Annotated in this window: 14 protein-coding genes and 2 tRNA genes; 2 read left to right on the top strand and 14 right to left on the bottom strand. The window is 71.5% G+C overall.

Annotation, left to right across the window (positions count from 1 at the left end):
- Positions 1-166: 166 nt before the first annotated feature.
- The 6 genes from ACZ6TU_RS12690 to leuS form a co-directional block, all read right to left on the bottom strand.
- On the bottom strand, positions 167-1,006 hold the full coding sequence (locus ACZ6TU_RS12690; RefSeq protein WP_469548096.1) for an arylamine N-acetyltransferase family protein: 840 nt from the start codon (positions 1,004-1,006) through the stop codon (positions 167-169).
- Between the two features lie 4 nt (positions 1,007-1,010).
- On the bottom strand, positions 1,011-3,725 hold the full coding sequence (locus ACZ6TU_RS12695; protein ID WP_469548098.1) for a ComEC/Rec2 family competence protein: 2,715 nt from the start codon (positions 3,723-3,725) through the stop codon (positions 1,011-1,013).
- Positions 3,722-4,855: a ComEA family DNA-binding protein gene (locus tag ACZ6TU_RS12700; RefSeq protein WP_467668538.1), complete on the bottom strand. Its 1,134-nt coding sequence runs from the start codon at positions 4,853-4,855 to the stop codon at positions 3,722-3,724. The genes ACZ6TU_RS12695 and ACZ6TU_RS12700 overlap by 4 nt, the downstream gene beginning before the upstream one ends.
- A gap of 119 nt (positions 4,856-4,974) precedes the next feature.
- Positions 4,975-5,820 carry a DegV family protein gene (locus ACZ6TU_RS12705; protein WP_467668536.1) on the bottom strand — a complete coding sequence of 282 codons (846 nt, stop codon included), beginning with the start codon at positions 5,818-5,820 and terminating at the stop codon, positions 4,975-4,977.
- A gap of 72 nt (positions 5,821-5,892) precedes the next feature.
- A complete protein-coding gene (locus ACZ6TU_RS12710) occupies positions 5,893-6,654 on the bottom strand; it encodes a hypothetical protein (RefSeq protein WP_467668534.1) in 762 nt (253 codons plus the stop codon).
- Between the two features lie 136 nt (positions 6,655-6,790).
- Positions 6,791-9,670: a leucine--tRNA ligase gene (gene leuS, locus ACZ6TU_RS12715; protein WP_467668532.1), complete on the bottom strand. Its 2,880-nt coding sequence runs from the start codon at positions 9,668-9,670 to the stop codon at positions 6,791-6,793.
- Between the two features lie 467 nt (positions 9,671-10,137).
- On the opposite strand from leuS, the gene ACZ6TU_RS12720 reads away from it, so the two are divergent.
- Together ACZ6TU_RS12720 and ACZ6TU_RS12725 are read left to right on the top strand one after the other, a co-directional pair.
- The gene (locus ACZ6TU_RS12720; protein ID WP_467668530.1) at positions 10,138-11,403 is read left to right on the top strand and encodes a cytochrome b/b6 domain-containing protein; all 1,266 of its coding nucleotides are present in this window, start codon (positions 10,138-10,140) and stop codon (positions 11,401-11,403) included.
- Positions 11,400-13,016 (top strand): NADH-ubiquinone oxidoreductase-F iron-sulfur binding region domain-containing protein, encoded by a 1,617-nt coding sequence (locus tag ACZ6TU_RS12725; RefSeq protein ID WP_467668528.1) that lies wholly within the window; start codon positions 11,400-11,402, stop codon positions 13,014-13,016. Before ACZ6TU_RS12720 ends, ACZ6TU_RS12725 begins: the two co-directional genes overlap by 4 nt.
- A 109-nt stretch (positions 13,017-13,125) precedes the next feature.
- Here ACZ6TU_RS12725 and ACZ6TU_RS12730 read toward each other — a convergent pair.
- The 8 genes from ACZ6TU_RS12730 to nadD all read right to left on the bottom strand — a co-directional run bounded on the left by ACZ6TU_RS12730 (position 13,126) and on the right by nadD (position 17,791).
- Positions 13,126-13,198 (bottom strand) — tRNA-Ala (locus ACZ6TU_RS12730).
- A 128-nt stretch (positions 13,199-13,326) separates the two neighbouring features.
- Positions 13,327-13,560 carry a hypothetical protein gene (locus tag ACZ6TU_RS12735; protein WP_006136074.1) on the bottom strand — a complete coding sequence of 78 codons (234 nt, stop codon included), beginning with the start codon at positions 13,558-13,560 and terminating at the stop codon, positions 13,327-13,329.
- Positions 13,561-13,563: 3 nt separating this feature from the next.
- Positions 13,564-13,734, bottom strand: coding sequence for a hypothetical protein (locus ACZ6TU_RS12740; RefSeq protein WP_467668526.1), 171 nt, complete (start codon positions 13,732-13,734; stop codon positions 13,564-13,566).
- A gap of 200 nt (positions 13,735-13,934) precedes the next feature.
- Positions 13,935-14,007 (bottom strand) — tRNA-Ala (locus ACZ6TU_RS12745).
- A 101-nt stretch (positions 14,008-14,108) separates the two neighbouring features.
- A complete protein-coding gene (locus ACZ6TU_RS12750) occupies positions 14,109-14,777 on the bottom strand; it encodes a histidine phosphatase family protein (RefSeq protein WP_467668524.1) in 669 nt (222 codons plus the stop codon).
- Positions 14,774-15,220, bottom strand: coding sequence for a ribosome silencing factor (gene rsfS / locus ACZ6TU_RS12755; protein WP_467668522.1), 447 nt, complete (start codon positions 15,218-15,220; stop codon positions 14,774-14,776). Before rsfS ends, ACZ6TU_RS12750 begins: the two co-directional genes overlap by 4 nt.
- Before the next feature lie 104 nt (positions 15,221-15,324).
- Positions 15,325-17,031, bottom strand: a complete 1,707-nt coding sequence (locus tag ACZ6TU_RS12760; protein WP_467668520.1) for an LCP family protein — start codon at positions 17,029-17,031, stop codon at positions 15,325-15,327.
- A gap of 16 nt (positions 17,032-17,047) precedes the next feature.
- On the bottom strand, positions 17,048-17,791 hold the full coding sequence (gene nadD / locus ACZ6TU_RS12765; protein ID WP_467668518.1) for a nicotinate-nucleotide adenylyltransferase: 744 nt from the start codon (positions 17,789-17,791) through the stop codon (positions 17,048-17,050).
- Positions 17,792-17,835: the final 44 nt, after the last annotated feature.

Here is a 17,835-nt window from a genome sequence, read left to right on the forward strand (position 1 = left end):
TACGCACGAGTAGCACCATGTGGGCCAAGCAGGGTTTCTGCCCCCTCTACCCCTTCTGCTCTCACTACCCCCTTATCCCTCTTACCCCTCTTGTCCCTCTGTCTCTCTGTCTCTCTTGTCCCACTGTCTCTCTGTCTCTCTTGTCCCACTGTCTCTCTTGTCCGGATCAGCCGTCCTGGCCGGTGCCCCGAACCGTCGGCACCGATCCGAGCTCGATACCGAACCGCTCCCGGTACACCCCGAGCACCTCCTCGTCCGTCCCCAGCTCCCGCTCCTCCCGGCTGCCGTCGGCACCGGTCGCCGTGAACCTGCGGCCGCTGAGCGTGATCCGCCCTCCGTCCTCCATGACCCGCGAACAGACCAGCGACCGCGTGAAGTGCGACACCGGCGACGTGCTGTGCCACCACACCCCGGCCACGAAGTCCCCGAGCACCCGCGGCCGTATCTCCATGCGGTACTGCGGTCTGCCGTCGCGGATCACGTCCAGGTCCGCCGCTTCCACCGTGTCGTGCCCGCCGCACACCCCCGCCGCGTCCGGCTGCGCCTCGACGATCCGGAACGTGCCCCCGGGATCCGCCTGTTCTCCCCTCTCCCCGAACGCCAGCGGCAGGTGGCTGTGCGCCCCGAACCCGACGTCGGCCAGCCAGTCGCCCCCGTCCACCGTCCGCACCCGCAGCGCGAGATGGTCGTAGGGGATTCCGAGCCGTTCCTCGTCCCCGTAGACCCGCGCCGCGAGCAGCGCCACGTCGTAGCCCAGCGCGGCGAGCAACGCACCGAAGGCGCCGTTGAGTTCGTAACAGAACCCGCCCCGCCGGGCGCCCACCACCTTGTCCAGCAGTCGCTTCTCCTCCAGCACGATCTCCTCGCCGAGATGGATCGACAGGTTCTCGAACGGCACGGTCTGGAGGTGGCGCAGGTGCAGTTGGCGGAGCACGTCGACGGTGGGCCACGCCGGGTGCTCGACTCCCAGGCGGCGGAGATAGGCATCAACCTGTGCAGAGTGCATGTCCTCAGTCTCGCGCCACCCTCAGCTCTCCGTCCTCTCCTACGACCGCCAGCGCGCCGTCCCGGTCCGTCCGCAGCACCGCCGCACCCCCGGCGCGCAGCGCCGCGACCGTGCCGGGCGCCGGATGCCCGTACGTGTTGTCCGCACCGCAGCTGATCAGGGCCAGCCGCGGAGCCGCCCGGCGTATCAGGCCGGGGTCCTGGTAGGCCGAGCCGTGGTGGGCGACCTTCAGCACGTCCACGCTCTCCAGTGCCTCGGCCGCCCGTGATCTCGCCAGAGCCCGCTGGGCCGGGGGTTCGAGGTCCCCGAGGAGCAGCAGGCGCAGTCCGGCCGACCGGACCAGCATGGCGACACTGGCGTCGTTCGGCCCCTCCGGCGCCGGGTGGGCCGGGAGCAGCTGCGGATGCGAGCCCGGGGGCGGGCTCGGGGGCGGCCACACCACCTGCCAGGACAACTCCCCCGTGCGGCGCTGCTCCCCGGCGGCGGCCCGCGTCACGGGAACCCGCCGGGCCGCCGCCTGTCTCCGTACGAACGCGGCCTGGTCCGGGGGCTCTTCAAAACCGGTCGTCTCGATCGCGCCCACCGCCCGTCCGCGCAGCACCCCGGGCAGGCCCGCCACGTGATCGGCGTGGAAGTGGGTGAGCACGATCAGCGGAATCCTGGTGATGCCGAGTGAGCGCAGGCAGTGGTCGACGAGTTGCGGATCGGGCCCCGCGTCCACCACCACACCGGTTCCCTCGCCCGCCGCGAGCACCATGGCGTCGCCCTGCCCCACGTCGCACATCACCAGCCGCCAGCCGGGCGGCGGCCAGCCCGTGACCACCCGGGTCAGCGGCGCCGGCTGCGCGACGACCAGCACCAGCAGCAGTCCGCAGGCCCCGCACCACCAGGGATGCCCGAGCAGCCGCCGCCCCACGAGCAGCACGACCAGCGTCACGGCCGCGAGCAGCGCCGCACCCGCCCAACTGCCCGGCCAGTCCACTCCCGCTCCCGGCAGGGCCGCCCCGGTACGGGCGACCTCCGCGATCCACTCGGCGGGCCAATGCGCGCACCACGCCAGGGCCTTGGCCGCCGGCATGGCCACCGGTGCCATGGCCAGTGCCGCGAAGCCCAGCACGGTGGCCGGCGCGATCGCGAACTCCGCGATCAGATTGCACGGCACCGCCACCAGGCTCACCCGCGCCGACAGCACGGCGACGACGGGCGCGCACAGGGCCTGCGCGGCGGCAGCGGCGGCCAGCGCCTCGGCGAGCCGCGTCGGCACCCCGCGCCGCCGCAGTCCGGCGCTCCAGCGCGGCGCGAGCGTGAGCAGGGCGCCGGTGGCCACGACGGAGAGCAGGAATCCGTAACTCCGCGCCAACCACGGGTCGTACAGCACCAGCAGCAGGACCGCCGTCGCCAGCGCCGGGATCAGTGACCTGCGGCGGCCGGTCGCGAGGGCGAGCAGCGCGACGGCTCCGCAGGCCGCGGCCCGCAGCACGCTCGGATCCGGTCTGCACACGACGACGAACCCGAGTGAGAGCGCGCCCCCGAGCACCGCGGTCGCCCGCAGGGAGACACCGAGGCGAGGCGCGAGCCCCCGCCGCTCGACGTGCTGCGCCAGGCCCGGCGGCCCGAGCAGCAGGGCGAGCAGAATCGTGAAGTTGGCCCCGGAGACGGCCAGCGTGTGCGTCAGGTCGGTCTCCTTGAAGGCCTCCTCCAGCTCCGGGGTGATCCGCGAGGTGTCCCCCACGACCAGCCCCGGCAACAGCGCCCGAGCATCCGCCGGCAGCCCGTCGGTCGCCTCCCGCAGCCCTGCCCGCAACCGCCCGGCGAGCCGCTGAGCAGCCGAGGGCTCTCCCACCACCTCCGGTTCGGCCTGGCCCCGCACCCGCAGCACGGCCGCGACCCGGTCACCGCCCGTCATCGCGGGCGCCAGCCGCGCGCTGACCCGCAGCCGCGTCGAGGGCAGCAACCCGAGCCACGGCGACCGCACCGGCCCACCGGCGGTCTGCCGCCCGCCCCCGACAGACCCGGTCGCGGGTACCGGCTGCCCGTTCCCGACGGCCCCGGTCGCCCCGCCCGCGGGTGCCGACCGTCCACCCTCCGCGGCCCGGGCGGCCGACCCCACGTCGACGATCATCAGCACCGGCGCCCGCGTGACCACGGTCGCGCCACCCGCCTCCTGGACGCGCCGTACATCGGCGTCGATCAGCACGGCGGTCGGGGCGACGTGATCGCCCCGGACCTTCGGCCGGGTGAGCCGGGGGTCGGAGGTGAGCTCGACCTCGGCGGTCACCGTCGCGTAGTCCCGCGCCAGGCCGGGCACGGGTCCCCGGCGCAGATCCGCCCCGTGCAGCCCGGCCGATGCGGCAGCCGCGGCCACGCACAGCAGCACAGCTGCGGCCGACGCCCGTGACCAGGATGCCCACCCCGCTCGCCGAGCCAGCGGCAGCAGGCCGACCGCGGCCAGACAGCCGATCACGACGCCCAGGACCCACCCCGGCGACGCGTCCAGCACCAGCGCCGCCGTGCCCCAGGCCGCGAGGGCAGGCGGGACGAGCCGTAGATCCGTGGGTCCTTCCTGCCTCGGACGGGAGCTGCCCAGCCGTTTACCGGAGGAGGCGTGCACGGACGACCGGGTGGGCGAGGCCGACTGGGCGGGAGCCGCCGACCCGGCGGTGAAGGCCTCAGGTGCCGCCTCGTCCCGCCGCGCCGACAGCTCAGGAACCCTCCTCATGGCCGTACGAGATTCCGCAGGTCGGCGAAGCGGCGGTCGCCGATGCCGTTCACCTCGCGCAGCTCGTCCACGGAACGGAACCCGCCGTGCTGCGTGCGGTAGTCGATGATGTGCTGCGCCAGCACGGGGCCGACCCCCGGCAAGGTGTCGAGCTGGTCGGCGGTGGCCGTGTTGAGGGAGACGGGCGCCCCCGGCATCACGCCGCCCGCCGCCGCACCGGCGGTGCCTCCGGCAGCCGTACCACCCGCCCCGGTCCCCGGGGCGGGAGCCGGTGCCCCGACGATCACCTGCTCGCCGTCCACGAGGAACCGGGCGCGGTTGAGACCGTCGGTGTTCGTGCCGGGCTTCACCCCGCCCGCCGCGCGCAGCGCGTCCGCGACACGCGAGCCCGACGGCAGCCGGTGGATCCCGGGTTCACGGACCTTGCCGCCGACGTCCACGACGATCTCGGCCGCCCCTGCCGCACCTGTCGCCTTCGCCGCGCCTACGGGCGCACCCGGTCCTCCTTCCGGCTCGGCCAGTCCGCCCTGCCCCTGCTCCCCGTACGGCGCCGCCGCTCGCACCACCTCGGGCGGCCGCACGGACTGAGTCCGGCCGACCCAGAAGTGCTGCACGGCGAACGCCGCGGCGACGACGAGCAGCACCGTCAGCGCGAGCACGCTCCGCCGCTCCAGGCCGCACCTCGCCTGCAACCACACGGGCATGCGCTCCCGCACCGCGAGCCCGGCCCGCTCCCGCCAGGCCCCTTCCCCAAGGCGATCTCCGCCGACTGTCCCGGCGCCCGGCCCACCGTCGACACCGACGGGGACACGGACGGACCCCACATCGGCATCCAGGCCGGCTTCCGCAGCAGCCCCCGGCTGACCCGGCTCTCGCCGGACACCCCCTGGGGCAACCGTCTCCTCGGGCGGACCGTGCCCCGACTCCCGCCGCTCCCCGCCTCGTTCGGCAGGCTCACCGAACAGCACCTCCGCGCGCCGGCGGAGTTCCTCCGCCGAGGCATGACGATGCCGTGCCCGGCCGCGTGCGACAGGCCGGTGACGGCGGTGACGGATGCGGCCGTCGGACGCCGGTCCACGGCCCGGCCCGCTGGTCGCAGTCGCTGTGCGTGAACGTGATCGAAGTGCCATGCGACGAGGATCGGCCACGTCGGCACACTTGCGATGATCTTGGTCAATTCCCGGGGAGAACGGCCGGCTTGTGGATACCCCGGCCACCCACACGGGTGATCAGAGCCCGCCGTAACCGTTCACTGCGGCGAAACCACGACCCCCAGCAACCCGGGCCCGGTGTGCGCCCCGATCACCGCCCCGACCTCGCTGACATGCAGATCGGCAAGCCCGGACACCCGCGCCCGCAACCGGTCGGCGAGGGCCGACGCCCGGTCCGGGGCGGCGAGATGGTGGACGGCGACATCGACCTGGGCGCTGCCCGCACGCTCGGCCGCGATCTCCTCGAGGCGGGCGATCGCCTTCGACGCGGTCCGCACCTTCTCCAGGGGTTCGATACGGCCGTCGGCCAGTTGCAGCAGCGGCTTCACCGCGAGCGCCGAGCCCAGCAGGGCCTGCGCGGCACCGATACGGCCGCCGCGGCGCAGGTAGTCGAGGGTGTCGACGTAGAAGTAGGCGGACGTGCCCGCGGCCCGCTTCTCCGCGGCGGTGACGGCCTCGTCCACCGTGCCGCCCGACTCCGCGGTCTCCGCCGCGGCGAGCGCGCAGAAGCCGAGCGCCATCGCGATCATGCCGGTGTCCACCACCCGCACCGGCACCGGCGCCTGCCGCGCGGCCACGACGGCCGCGTCGTACGTACCGGAGAGCTCGGCGGAGAGATGGAGGGAGACGATGCCGGTGGCGCCGGACTCGGCGACCTTGCGGTACGTCTCCTCGAAGAGGGCGGGGCTGGGCCGCGAGGTCGTCACCGGGCGCCGCTTCTGCAAAGCCTGGGCGAGGGCGCGGGTCGAGATCTCGGTGCCCTCCTCCAGCGCCCGGTCGCCGAGGACGACGGTCAGAGGCACCGCTGTGATGCCGTGGCGCTCCATCGTCCGGGCCGGCAGGTAGGCCGTTGAATCGGTGACGATCGCGACATGGCGGGACATGAGCTGGAGGTTACCTGCCGTAGTTCCCGTGCGGCAGCCCCGCCCCCGTGCCCTGTGACGCGAGTGGCCGGATCAAGTGGTGCTCTCCGGGCGGGGCTTCTTCTGCCAGGGGTAGGTGGGGCGCGGTCCCGGCGGGGTGATGGCGGGCCGTGCCGACTCGTCCGCCCGGCTCGGCTGCGGGGTCTCCGGCCAGGTCTGCCCGGCGGTGGCGGCATCGGCGGCGGGCGCCTCGGGCCACGGCGTCGCGGCGGGCTGCGGCTCCGGCGAGGAGGCGGGCCGGGACTCAGGCGTCGTCGTCCAGTGCCGTAGCGCCCCGGCCTCCATGTCGATCTGGGCGCTGAGTGTGTCCAGGTCGTCCCCCGCGAAGCGGCGGGCGCGGTCGCGAGCGGCCCAGCGCAGGGCGTCCGCCGACTGTGTGATGCCTTCGGTGCGCTCGCGCAGTACGGGCAGCCGCTCGCCGAGCGCGGTGCGGTCGGGTTCGGACTCCAGGCGCTTCAGCTCGTCGTCCAGCTCGTGCCCGTGCGCACTGAGCCGTTCGAAGAGGCCGATGGACTCCTTCAGGGACTCGTCCTCGGCGACGGCCGCGTTCAGCGCGTCCTGGGTGGCACGCATCGAGGTACGCAGTTTCAACCGGAGTTGGGCGAGTTCGCCCGCGGCGCCCGGCTGGGCGAAGGACTTGGCCCGCAGGGTGTGCTCCTCGACCGTGCGGCGGGCCTGCGTGATGCTGCGGTCCACGCCGCGCTTGGCGGCGCCGACCACCTTCACCGTGGCGTACGCACCGAGCCCGAGAAAGAGCACGAAGAGCAGAGCGAAGACTGCGATCACTGCTTCCACCGGCTCCTCCTCAGGGCGTCTCGGCACATCTCACGCCGCTCTTCCACGGTAAACGCAAAAGGCAGGCTCGGAGTTCCAGAAAACCCCGAACCTGCCCGTAGGGGACTACCCCGAGAGCGGTCGCAGTGCCTGTCGGCTACGCCGGAACGATGTTCACCAGCTTCGGCGCCCGCACGATCACCTTCCGGATCCCGGCCCCGCCCAGCGCGGCGACGACCTTCTCGTCGGCCAGCGCGACCTTCTCCAGCTCGTCCTCGGAGATCGACGGCGAGACCTCCAGCCGCGCCTTGACCTTGCCCTTGATCTGCACGACGCAGGTCACGGTCTCGTCGACCACGTACGCCGGGTCTGCCACCGGGAAGTCCTGGTGCACCACCGAGTTCTCGTGCCCCAGCGTGCGCCACAGCTCCTCGGCGATGTGCGGGGCCAGCGGCGCGACCATCAGCACCAGCGGCTCGGCCACGGAGCGCGGCACCGCCCCGCCCGCCTTGGTCAGGTGGTTGTTCAGCTCGGTGACCTTGGCGATGGCGGTGTTGAACCGCATGCCCTCCAGATCCCCGCGCACGCCGTCGATCGCCTTGTGCAGGGCGCGCAGCGTCTCCTCGTCCGGCTCCGCGTCGACGACGGTCACCTCGCCGGTCGCCTCGTCGACGATGTTGCGCCACAGCCGCTGCAGCAGCCGGAACTGGCCCACCACCGCGCGCGTGTCCCAGGGCCGGGAGACGTCCAGCGGGCCCATCGCCATCTCGTACAGACGCAGCGTGTCGGCGCCGTACTCGGCGCAGATCTCGTCCGGAGTGACCGCGTTCTTCAGGGACTTGCCCATCTTGCCCAGCAGCCGGGAGACCTTCTCGCCCTGGTAGAAGTACGCGCCGTCGCGCTCCTCCACCTCGGCGGCCGGCACCGCGATGCCACGGCTGTCGCGGTAGACGTAGGCCTGGATCATGCCCTGGTTGAACAGCTTGTGGAACGGCTCCGCGGAGGAGACGTGCCCCAGGTCGTACAGCACCTTGGACCAGAAGCGCGCGTACAGCAGGTGCAGCACGGCGTGCTCGGCGCCGCCGACGTACAGGTCGACGCCGCCGTGCGGCTGGCCCTCGCGCGGCCCCATCCAGTACCGCTCGACCTCCGGGTCGACCAGCTTCTCGGAGTTGCGCGGGTCCAGGTAGCGCAGTTCGTACCAGCAGGAACCGGCCCAGTTGGGCATGGTGTTGGTCTCGCGGCGGAACCTGCGCGGGCCACGGCCGTCGCCCAGGTCCAGCGTGACGTTGACCCAGTCCTCGTTGCGGGACAGCGGCGTCTCGGGCTGGGTGTCGGCGTCGTCCGGGTCGAAGGTGCGCGGCGAGTAGTCCTCGACCTCGGGCAGCTCCAGGGGCAGCATCGACTCGGGCAGCGCGTGGGCGATGCCGTCCTCGTCGTAGACGATCGGGAAGGGCTCGCCCCAGTAGCGCTGGCGGCTGAACAGCCAGTCCCGCAGCCGGAAGTTGACGGTGCCCTCGCCGACGCCCTTGCTTTCCAGCCACTCGGTGATGCGCGCCTTGGCCTCGACGACGCCCAGGCCGTCCAGGGAGATGCCGTCGCCCGCGGAGTTGACGATCTTCGCGTCGTACGAGGCGAAGGCGTCCTCCCAGGTGCTGGTGTCCGTGCCGCGGCCGTCCGCCGGCTCCACGACGCAGCGGATGGGCAGCTCGAAGGCACGCGCGAACTCGAAGTCACGCGTGTCGTGCGCCGGGACGGCCATGATCGCGCCGGTGCCGTAGCCCATCAGCACGTAGTCGGCGATGAAGACCGGGACCTGCTCGCCGTTGACCGGGTTGGTCGCGTACGCGCCGATGAAGACGCCGGTCTTGTCCTTGGCCTCGGCCTGCCGCTCCACGTCGGACTTGGACGCGGCCTGCGCGCGGTAGGCGGCGACGGCCTCACCGGGGGTGGCGTGGCCGCCGGTCCACACCTCGTGGGTGCCCTCCGGCCAGGCGGCCGAAGTGAACTTCTCGACCAGCGGGTGCTCGGGCGCCAGCACCATGTAGGTGGCGCCGAACAGGGTGTCCGGGCGGGTGGTGAAGACGGTGATGCGCTCGCCGTCGATCGGGAAGTCGACGCGGGCGCCCTCGGAACGGCCGATCCAGTTGCGCTGCTGGAGCTTGATGGCCTCGGGCCAGTCCAGCTCCTCCAGGTCCTCCAGCAGCCGGTCGGCGTAGGCCGTGATGCGCATGTTCCACTGGCGCAGCTTGGCCTTGAAGACCGGGAAGTTGCCGCGCTCGGAGCGGCCCTCGGCGGTGACCTCCTCGTTGGCCAGCACGGTGCCCAGCCCGGGGCACCAGTTGACCGGCGCGTCGGAGGCGTAGGCCAGCCGGAACCCGCCCAGGACGTCGGCCTTCTCGGCGGCGCTCAGCTCGCTCCACGCGCGCGTGTGCCCCGGCACGGGCCGCTCACCCGACTCGAACCGGTCGATCAGTTCGGAGATCGGGCGGGCCTTCTTCGCCTCGTGGTCGTACCAGGAGTTGAAGATCTGGAGGAAGATCCACTGGGTCCACTTGTAGTACTCCGGGTCGATCGTGGCGAACGACCGGCGCTTGTCGTGGCCCAGGCCCAGCCGGCGCAGCTGGGACTTCATGTTCTCCATGTTGGCTTCGGTGGACGCGCGCGGGTGCGTGCCGGTCTGCACCGCGTACTGCTCGGCGGGCAGGCCGAAGGCGTCGAAGCCCAGGGTGTGCAGGACGTTGTGGCCGGTCATGCGCTGGAAGCGGGCGAAGACGTCCGTGGCGATGTAGCCCAGCGGGTGGCCGACGTGCAGGCCCGCACCCGAGGGGTACGGGAACATGTCCATGATGAATTTCTTGGGCTTGGCGACGGCCCCCTGGTCGTCCGCCAGGTCGCCCTTCGGGTTGGGCGCGCCGTAGGTGCCGTCGGCGTCCCAGAAGTCCTGCCAGCGTGCCTCGATCTCGGCAGCCATGGCGGCCGTGTAGCGGTGCGGCGCTGCCACCTCGGAGGCGGCAGCGGAGTTCGTCTCGCTCATGATCCTCAAAGCTCCATCGATCGTCTCTGCCTGCGGCTGTGTCGTTCGAGAAACGAAAAATCCCCTCGCACAGGAGGGGACGCCGCGCCGATTCCGGCCACTCGACTCGTCCGGTGGCCGGGACTGATCAGCGCGGCCCGCTAAGCAGAAGGCGTACGGCACGCATGGCGTTAGGGTACCGCAGGCCCCCAGCGCGCCGCGACGCGCTTCCGGTGGGCCGTCTCGGTGCCCAAAAAGCTGAACCAGGGTCAAAAGTTACTTCGCGTAACAGTCACTAAGGGACATCACAACAACCACATTGTCCTTTGATAACAACGCAATAACTCAAACCTCGTACCCATCGGTATGGCGCGGCTTAGAGTGCGGCAGCGGGACCGCTTTCCCGAACCGCTCGGAGTTGCCCCCATGAACCCTCATCGCAGTAACAGCTCGCTACACCCGGTCACCGGGATGTGGGGAGGCCGGTCGTGACGAACTACGACTCCACGGCAGACGACACGTTCGCCGAGTTCCTCAACTTCGGCGCCGGCGTGCTGTCCCTCGTGTGCCTGTCCTGCTCGGTGATCTGGGGGCTCGTCGCCCAGGACCGGGTCCTGCTGGACGCGCGCAGGCGCATCCTGGCGCAGGCCGTGCACCGGACCACGGCGGTCGCCTCGATCGTCTTCCTCCTGGTGCACATCGGGGTCAAGCTGGCGCTCGCCCACACCACGTGGGTCGCGGTGTTCATCCCCTTCGGTCTCATCGCCAGCGACAACGACGAGATCATGGGCCGGTCGTTCCTCGTCGGTCTCGGCACCCTGGCCAGCATGCTCATGATCTTCGTGGGCGTCACCGGCGTGCTGCGCAACCGCTTCGCGTCCCCGGCGCCCGTCGCGGCCCGCTGGCGGGCCATGCACATGCTGGCCTACCCGGCCTGGTGCGCCGCGCTGGTCCACGGCCTCTACGCGGGTCGCCAAGCCAAGCCGATCTTCGTCATCCTGTACTGCCTGTCCCTGGCCGGTGTGGCCGGCGCCCTCGCTCTGCGCGCCGCTCCGCGCCCGGTCAAGCGCAAGGTCGCCGACAAGTTCGCCCAGCTCATCGGGCCCGGGGACGGTCTGGGCCGCCGGGACCTGGAGGAGAGCCGGGCCCGGGCGGGCACCGGCTCCGCGCTGCCCGGCTACGAGGGCCGGGACATGCCCGTGGGGGCCATGGCCTCCCCGTCGGGGCCGCGGTACGAGAAGGCGGAGCGCCCCGCGCCGCAGGAGTCCACGAACGGCTTCGCCGCGGCCTACCGGGCCCTCTCGAGCCCGCCCCTGGGCCAGCAGGCGTTCGCGCCGGGGCCGACCGACCGCACGGAACTGCCGCTGGACATGCAGCCCACCCAGGCCATCCCGACCGTGGACGGCCCCTCCAGCACCTCGGGCAACTGGCCGATCCCGTCCCCGCCGCCGGTCGGCGAGGCCCCGCCGTCGGCCTACGACCCGCTCCAGGACACGGGCTTCAACATTCCGCCCTACGACCCCCTGCAAGACACCGGACAAAGCATCCCGGCCTATGGCAATCCAGGCGTCGCCGGCTACGGATCGAGTGACGTGTACGACACGGGTGAGACGAACGCCGTCTACGACACGTACTACCCGAACGACACGTACAACAGCGGTCCCGCCAATGAAACACTGCCCGGTGCGTCCTACGACTTCGACGCACCGGGTTCGGGCGAACCTTGGAACACGCCTTCCGGAGGCTTTAAGTGAACGAGGCTTTGCCTGACGTACCCGAAGTCCGCGTGGTCGGTCTTCCCCAGCTCACGTCCGGCTTCGACCTTGTCGATCGGCTCGATCTGCCCATGCACCTGAAGGTGCACGGGCCGCTCGAGCCGATGGGCGGCGAGCAGCTCGCGCAACTCGCCGAACGCATCAACCTGAAGGGCCGCGGCGGCGCGGGCTTCCCCTTCCACAAGAAGCTGCGCTCGGTCGCCGAATCGGCGATCAAGCGCGGCGTCCGGCCGGTCGTCGTCGTGAACGGAAGCGAGGACGAGCCGGCCTGCCGCAAGGACACGGTGCTGATCAACCGCGCTCCCCATCTGATCCTCGACGGCGCACTGCTGTGCGCGGAGGCGCTGGGTGCCCGCACGCTCGTGGTGGGGGTCACCCGTGAGTCCACACAGCGCTCCATGGAGGCCGCGCTCGCCGAACGCGGCCTCAGCAACGGCCGTAGATCGGCGCTCCGCGCACGTGTGCAACGCAATCCGGTCCGTATGGTCACCGGCGCCGCCGCGTCGCTGATCCGCTCCATCGACGGCGGCCCGGCCATCCCGCCGGGCCGCAAGGTCAGCGCCTCGCAGAACGGCGTCGGCGGCGCGCCCACGTTGCTGTCCAACGCCGAGACCTTCGCCCAACTGGCCATCGCCGCCCGCATCGGCCCGGAGCGCTACGGCAACACCGGCCTGTACGACGAGCCGGGCACCGTCATGCTCACGGTCTCCGGGGCGGTCGCCCGCCCCATGGTCATCGAGGTCCCGACGGGCGTGCCGCTGCGGTACGTCCTCCAGCTCGCCGGCGCCCCGCCGGTGCCGCAGGGCGTGCTCACCGGCGGCTACCACGGCAAGTGGATCGACGCGGCGACGGTCAACGAGGCGATCGTCTCCCGCAACTCGCTGGACGCGGTGGGCGGTGCGCTCGGCGCCGGCGCGATCCTGCCGATCACTCAGGACACCTGCCCACTGGGCGAGTCGCTGCGTGTCGCCCAGTGGCTGGCGGAGGAGAGCGCCGGCCAGTGCGGCCCCTGCTACCTCGGCCTGCCGGCCGCCGCGCGCGGCCTGGAGGACATCCTCAACGGCGGCGGACCGGCCGCTCTGGAGGCACTCAAGCAGGTCGCCAAGAACGTGAAGCGGCGCGGCGCGTGCTCGCACCCGGACGGCTCCGCGATGTTCATCGAGTCGACCATCAAGGCTTTCACGGACGACCTGGCCGCCCATGTCCTCGGAAACGGCTGCGGACGGCCCGTGGAGGGCGTTCTGCCGCTCTTCGAGGGCGGCAGGGCCCCTACGGGCATCCCGGGCGGCGGCGAGTCCGAGGAGAACGGCCCCAGCCGCCAGAAGATCTACGTCGACTGGACGCTGTGCCGGGGCCACGGCCTGTGCGCGGACATCCTCCCCGAGGTGTTCCAGCTCGGCGCCGACGGCTTCCCGACCGTGGCGCAGGCGCAGGTGCCGCGGTACGCCGAGGCCAAGGCTCTACGCGCGGTGCGCCGCTGCCCGGCGCTTGCCCTGCGCATCGAGGAGGACACGCGCGCTCAGGGCGGCGCGCCGTCCCGCAATCTCCCGGTCCTGTCCCAGGGCCGCGGCCGCCGCGCTCTCGGCCGCTGAGCACGCGTACGGCGGGCTTCCCTCTGGGGAGTCCGCCGTACGCGCACACGGACACCGCACACGAAGAAGGCGGGCCATCCGATCGGATGGCCCGCCTTCTCATCTGCTGTGGAGCTAAGGAGAATTGAACTCCTGACCTCCTGCATGCCATGCAGGCGCTCTACCAACTGAGCTATAGCCCCTTGTTGCGCCCCTCCGGGTTTCCCCGGCGGCGACGCCAACATTACTGGTCCACCGGGCCCAACACCAAATCGATTTCGCCTCGTACGCGGATGCCCGCTATGCCGGATGTGTACCGACCCTGCGGGCTCTACGCCGTGACGAACGAATAGAACCGCTTGAGCGTGCAGTGCTCCTCCAGAAGCCGGCCGTAGATCGGCTCGCCCTCCAGCTCGCGGTACGTCTCGATCGGGTCGCCCTTTATGATCAGCGCCCGTGCGCACTCCTCGCACCAGTACTGGTAGTCGGGATTGATCGGCTCCATGTCGCGGACGATCGGAGTCCCGCTGCCACACCAGTCGCATTTCCGCCTGTGTGCACCCATCGATCAGCTCCAGCTGTGGCCGCAGGCCGTGCACACGTAGGAGATCCCGCCGTTGTCGCCGAGCATCTGGGCCACGTGCGCGGAACCGCAGGAAGGGCAGCTGAGGCGGGTGGACATCTCCCCTGTCAATGCTGCTCCGAGGAGGTGGTCGACCTCCCGGATGCTCGCAGGCATCGCTACTCCCTCCCGTCGGGCCGCGCCCCCTTCCGGCCATTTGATTCTGCCACGGCCGGGCCAATACGGTCAGCGACGCCTCAGTACCAGTCCGGACACGGCAACCCGGCGGGGCCGTAGAGGTATACGCCTCAGGGACTCGAGTGACTCAAGCCGGAGCATGAAAAATCCCGCTCCCTGACGGGAACGGGATCTTGACGTGGAGCTAAGGAGAATTGAACTCCTGACCTCCTGCATGCCATGCAGGCGCTCTACCAACTGAGCTATAGCCCCTCGCCACGCGGCGGAGCCGCATGATGATTTTGCCCTCCCCGCCTGGCGGGGCGAACAAGAAGAACTTTAGCCTGCGACCTGCCTGAAAGTGAAATCCGGGGTCAGTCGTCGTCGCCGAGCACCGGTTCCGGCAGGGTGCCGGCGTTGTGCTCCAGCAGGCGCCAGCCGCGGGCGCCTTCACCGAGGACGGACCAGCAGCAGTTGGAGAGTCCGCCGAGGCTCTCCCAGTGGTGGGGGTCCAGGGCGAGGAGGCGGCCGATGGTGGTGCGGATGGTGCCGCCGTGACTGGCCACGACGAGCGTGCCGTCCTCGGGGAGCTTCTCGGCGTGCCGCAGCACCACGGGGGCGGCGCGGTCGGCGACCTCGGTCTCCAGTTCGCCGCCACCGCGGCGCACCGGCTCGCCGCGCTTCCACGCGGTGTACTCGTCGCCGTGCCGGGCGATGATCTCCTCGTGCGTCAGGCCCTGCCAGACACCCGCGTAGGTCTCGCGCAGCGCCTCGTCGTGGGTCACGTCGAGGCCGGTGAGCGCGGCGAGCTCGGCGGCCGTGTTCGCGGCCCGCTTCAGGTCGGAGGCGACGATCGCGTCCGGCTTCAGGGAGACGAGCAGCCGGGCGGCGCGGCGCGCCTGGGCGACGCCGGTCTCGGTGAGTTCGACGTCCGTGGTGCCCTGGAAGCGGCGCTCCACGTTCCACGCGGTCTGGCCGTGCCGCCAGAGGATGATGCGGCGGCCCCGGCCCTTTCCGGCGGACGCCTCACTGAAGGAGGTCACCGCCAGTCACCGTCCAGCTCCGCCGCCTCCTCGGCCGCTTGCACCTTGGCGTGCTCCTCGGCCTTGCCGCGGGTGGCCTTGGCGTCCTCGGGCAGCTCCAGCTCGGGGCAGTCCTTCCACAGCCGCTCCAGGGCGTAGAAGACGCGCTCCTCGCTGTGCTGGACGTGGACGACGATGTCGACGTAGTCGAGCAGCACCCAGCGGGCCTCGCGGTCGCCCTCGCGGCGCACCGGCTTGGCGCCGAGTTCCTTCTGGAGGCGTTCCTCGATCTCGTCGACGATCGACTTGACCTGGCGGTCGTTGGGCGCGGAGGCCAGCAGGAAGGCATCCGTGATGGACAGCACGTCACTGACGTCATAGGCGACGATGTCGTGTGCCAGCTTGTCGGCGGCCGCCTGGGCGGCGGTGTTGATCAGCTCGTGAGAGCGGTCGGTCGCGGTCACTACAAGGCTTTCCGTCGGCGGTCACTTGCCACCAAGGGTCTCACGGACCGCCGCGCGCCCCCCACGCGATTACGGGGACCGCGTGGGGAACACACTCCTGCCGGCTAGTCGGACGACGGCTTGTAGTCCTGGCCGAGGACGACGGCGACGTCGGCGCTCGCCGAGATCCTGCCCTTGGTGACGGAGCCCGCGGGCAGGCCCAGGGTCTTGGCGACCTCGGCGGCGTCGGCCTTGTCGGCGGCTTCGGCGTAGGTGACCTTGGACGTGGCCTGGGCGGAGCCGGGCGTGCCGCCCTCAAGGAAGGTGAAGCCGCCGTTGAGGAGCACGACGCGGGCCTTCTCCGTGTTGTCCTTCACACCGCTGGCGTTCTGGACGGAGACGCTGACGGCGGCGTCCTTGTCGGGGCTCTTGGCGGTGCCGCCGAGGACGTTCTTGACCACGCCCGCGCCGGCCTGGGCGCTGAGCGTGCCGTCGGCCTGGACGGGCAGCAGGTCCGTCCGGTAGTCGCCGCCCTTGGCGAGGTCGGAGAGCCCGGCGAGGAAGGAGCCGAGGTCCTTGTCGGTCAGGGACGGGTCGAGGATCTGCTGCAGCGTCTGGATCGTGGTCGTCGCGGCCTGCGGGTCGGAGGACAGCTTGCGCAGGAGGCCCTGCAGGACCTGCCCGAAGCGCTCCAGCTGGGCGTTCTGGGCCTCGCCGGGGGCGCGGTAGGTGGCGTAGGCGACGGCCGTCTTGCCGCTGAGGGTCTGGGCCTTGCCCTTGTTGACCAGGGGGGCCGTGCCCTTCTTCTTGGCGGCGGGGTCGGGGACGTCCGTGTCGGTGTCGACGTCGATGTTGCCGACGAGGTCGACGAGGTTCTGGAGGTAGGGGGTGTCCAGGCGCCAGGTGCCCTGGATGTCGGTGCCGAGGACCGTGTCGAGCGCGTCGCGGGTGCCGTCGGAGCCGTCGTCCTCGACCGACTTGGCGAGCGTCGTCGTGGTGCCGTCGTCGCTGGTCAGGGCGAGGGAGTTGGGCAGCAGGACGGTGGTGCCCCGCTTGGTGGTGGTGTTGTCGACGAGGAGGGCCGTGGCGGTGCCGCCGCCCTTGGTGTCGTGCAGGTGGACGACGATCACGTCGCGCTTCTGGGCGCCCGCGGCCGTCGCGGTTCCCGTCGCGGAGTCGTCGGAGGACAGGCCGGGCAGCTTCCCCGCGTACCAGAGGTAACCGACGCCGCCGACCGCGGCGAGCGCCAGGACGACGACCAGGGCGACGATCCGGCTGCGGGCACGGCGCCGGGCCTCCTCGCGGCGCTCGGTGCGGTTCTCGGTGAACTTCAGCCAGTCGATGACGTCTTCGGAGTTGCCGTCGGGCTCCTCGACGAAGGCGAACTGTTCGGTGTGGTACTCCGGTTGGGTCCGCTCGCGGACTTCCTCGTCGTCGGCCGGGCCCGCCTGCTGCGGGATGTGGGCGGTCTGTTCGGCGACGCGGGGCTGCTGGGCCGTACCGGGGCCGGCCGCGGCCTGGCCATAGGGGTCGTGCGACGCGGCGCCGCCCTGGTGCTGCCCGGAGGCGTAGGGGTCGTAGGAGCCGTAGCCGGGCTGCTGCTGACCGGTGCCGTAGTCGTACGCGGGCGGGGGCTGCTGCCCGGGGGTGGCGTACGGGTCGTAGCCGTAGCCCTGCTGCCCCGCCTGTCCCTGCTGGGAGTACGGGTCGTAGGTCTGGGTCTGCTGTGCCGGGACCTGGCGGTAGACAGGCCGGCCGTACTCGTCGTAGCCGACGAGCTCGTACTGGTCGGCGCCGTGGTCCGCGGCCCCCGCGTCGTATCGGTCGTTCACCGGTGCCCCTCTCGGCTCACTCGCCGCGGTACAGCTCGCGCTTGTCGATGTAGCGCACGACTCCGTCCGGCACCAGATACCAGATGGGGTCGCCCTTGGCGACTCTCGCACGGCAGTCTGTGGAGGAGATGGCGAGAGCGGGAACCTCCACGAGTGAGACGCCACCCTCCGGGAGTCCGGAGTCGTCCAGGTGGTGGCCCGGCCGGGTGGCCCCGATGAAGTGCGCGAGGGAGAACAGTTCCTCGCTGTCCCGCCAGGTGAGGATCTGGGCGAGCGCGTCGGCGCCGGTGATGAAGAACAGGTCCGTGTCGGGGTTGAGCGCGCGCAGGTCGCGCAGGGTGTCCACGGTGTAGGTGGGGCCGCCGCGGTCGATGTCGATGCGGCTCACGGAGAACTGCGGGTTCTCGGCGGTGGCGATGACCGTCATCAGGTAGCGGTCCTCGGCCGGGGAGACGCTGCGGTGACTCTTCTGCCAGGGCTGGCCCGTCGGGACGAAGACCACCTCGTCGAGGTGGAACGCCGCGGCGACCTCACTGGCCGCCACCAGGTGCCCGTGGTGGATCGGGTCGAAGGTGCCGCCCATGACGCCGAGGCGGCGCTTGCCCAGCTGAGGCCGGCCGCTTCCGGGGCCGTCGATCTGGCGGTGCGCCGTGGCGGCACGGCGGGGCTCCGAGTGTCGCTCGGTGCCGCTCGCCGTGTCCTGTGCCGGGTCGTGCGGCGTCTCGTGCGCCGGACCGGTAGGCATGTCCTGCTCTCCCATGCGTGCAGACCCTACCGGCCCTGCCTGAGGGCTCCGGCCGCCCC

This window comes from Streptomyces sp. NPDC052064, assembly GCF_055585925.1.

Excerpts from the sequence above, each read along its gene's own strand:
- ACZ6TU_RS12690 (WP_469548096.1), bottom strand. The coding sequence starts at position 1,006 with ATGCACTCTGCACAGGTTGATGCCTATCTCCGCCGCCTGGGAGTCGAG.
- ACZ6TU_RS12695 (WP_469548098.1), bottom strand. The coding sequence starts at position 3,725 with ATGAGGAGGGTTCCTGAGCTGTCGGCGCGGCGGGACGAGGCGGCACCT.
- ACZ6TU_RS12700 (WP_467668538.1), bottom strand. The coding sequence starts at position 4,855 with ATGGCACTTCGATCACGTTCACGCACAGCGACTGCGACCAGCGGGCCG.
- ACZ6TU_RS12705 (WP_467668536.1), bottom strand. The coding sequence starts at position 5,820 with ATGTCCCGCCATGTCGCGATCGTCACCGATTCAACGGCCTACCTGCCG.
- leuS (WP_467668532.1), bottom strand. The coding sequence starts at position 9,670 with ATGAGCGAGACGAACTCCGCTGCCGCCTCCGAGGTGGCAGCGCCGCAC.
- ACZ6TU_RS12735 (WP_006136074.1), bottom strand. The coding sequence starts at position 13,560 with ATGGGTGCACACAGGCGGAAATGCGACTGGTGTGGCAGCGGGACTCCG.
- ACZ6TU_RS12740 (WP_467668526.1), bottom strand. The coding sequence starts at position 13,734 with ATGCCTGCGAGCATCCGGGAGGTCGACCACCTCCTCGGAGCAGCATTG.
- nadD (WP_467668518.1), bottom strand. The coding sequence starts at position 17,791 with ATGGGAGAGCAGGACATGCCTACCGGTCCGGCGCACGAGACGCCGCAC.